At 62.6% G+C, this 1,785-nt stretch carries 3 protein-coding genes; all 3 read right to left on the minus strand.

The genetic code is table 11. From position 1 onward, the window contains the following. The coding region (locus EN939_RS32710; protein ID WP_206517484.1) for a 6-phosphofructokinase at positions 1-410 on the minus strand (410 nt) is incomplete at its 3' end. Positions 411-510: 100 nt separating this feature from the next. Beyond that, positions 511-1,278, minus strand: a complete 768-nt coding sequence (locus EN939_RS32715) for a L,D-transpeptidase (protein WP_127270201.1) — start codon at positions 1,276-1,278, stop codon at positions 511-513. A 208-nt stretch (positions 1,279-1,486) separates the two neighbouring features. Further along, a partial coding sequence (locus EN939_RS38720) for a hypothetical protein (RefSeq protein WP_206528406.1) occupies positions 1,487-1,785 on the minus strand: 299 nt, incomplete at its 5' end.

The raw sequence follows: 1,785 nt of genomic DNA on the forward strand, positions 1-1,785 counted from the left end.
AGATCATTGTCGATGGTTTTTGGCGCATGGACGAAGGCAATTGAGCCGCCGGCGGCATCGGTCAGGATCTGCTGGGTACCCGACGTGTCGTTGCCGCCGATATAGATGAAGGCGTCGGCGCCGGCCTTCTTCAGGCCGTTGAGGATGACATCGCAATAGGCGGCGTCGGGCTTGTCGCGGGTCGAGCCGAGGGCGGCGCTCGGCGTGCCGGCAATCAGCCGCAGCCGGTCCTCGGGGATGGCGGAAAGGTCGACATAATTGCCGTCACGGATGCCGCGCACGCCATGGATTGAGCCCAGCACCTTGGCACCTGGATGCCGCTTGCGGATCTCCAGTGTCGCCCCGACAACCGTCTGGTTGATGACGGCGGTTGGGCCGCCGCCCTGCGCGATGACAAACGTTCCAGCCATGCTTGATTTCTCCCGGCGCGATGGTTTTCAAGGCACCTTGGCCTGTCTTGCCGCATCGCGCAACGGGAGTTTCGAGCGGCGCCAACACGCCGCATAAGCGTCAGACGACGACGACCGGATTTTTCTTGGAGACGCGGCTGTAGAGGTCGATGATGTCCTGGTTGATCAGGCGCACGCAGCCCGACGACATCGCCTGGCCGATGCTCCACCATTCGGGCGAGCCGTGGATGCGATAGCCGGTGTCCTTGCCGTCCTGGTAGATGTAGAGGGCACGCGCGCCGAGCGGATTGGTGAGGCCGCCGGGCTGTCCGGCTTGCCATTTCACCAGTTCAGGCTTGCGGGCAATCATCTCTGGCGGCGGCGTCCAGGTCGGCCATTCCCTGCCGTACTGGATGTTGGCGCGACCCGACCAGCGGAAGCCATCCTTGCCGATGCCGACGCCGTAGCGAATGGCGTCGCCACCCGGCTGGACGAGATAGAGCATGCGCTCCTTGAGATGGACGACGATGGTGCCGGGCGCCTCGCCTGTCGTGTCGACGACGATCTGGCGGCGGAATTCCGGCTTGACCTTCAGATATGGCACTTCCGGCACGTTGAAGCCGCCGTCGGTCAGCCCGGCATACATGACGCCGGGGCTGGTGATGTTCTTGTCGACGCTGATGCTTGGCCGGATCGGCCGCACGGAACCCGTGGTGACGTCGTCGAGCTCGAGCTCCGGCAGACCCAAGCCCGAGGTCGAGCAACCGGCGGCGCTCAGCAGCGCGAGCGCCCCTGCCCCGGACAGGATGGCGCGGCGGGAAAGATGATGATCGGTTTCGATTGCGTCGCCATTTCGCGGCGGCGTCAGACCTTGCGGCAACTCACGCATATACCCAGACCCTACGCTGTCGGCGGGAAGCACGGTCCGGCCGGATAGCGGGCATTTTCATCATTCATGGTTGATAAAGCGTGAAGACATTGCACAGCCTGCATTTGCGCATGGCCTTGACGATGTCCGACCTTCTTGCCTGGGCTTGAACGAAGGCTGCTGCACAAAGAGACCTCGGTCGGGCCGGCGTTTCCTACTCCTCAAACCATCAGCGAGGGGCCTCCATGTGCAAGATCTTAAAAACCGACATCAAGCTTTTTGCCGCTGCCATTGTCGCGGCGGCAACCGTTCTCGGTGCCAATGTCAGCCTGGCCGATATCGTGAGCACGCTGAGCGGCGCGAACTGACACCGATCTGCCGCTGGCGCAGTCAGGGAAATCGCCTCTTTACATTCTCCTGGGCCTAAGGATTTATCCTCTTCTTTAAGCTCAAGGGAGACGAGCATGTCCTTCGAAAACTGGGCCGCCTTCGCCGCCGCGTCGACGATCCTCCTCATCATTCCGGGTC

This window comes from Mesorhizobium sp. M7A.F.Ca.CA.002.05.1.1 (assembly GCF_003998335.1).
Classification (GTDB): domain Bacteria; phylum Pseudomonadota; class Alphaproteobacteria; order Rhizobiales; family Rhizobiaceae; genus Mesorhizobium.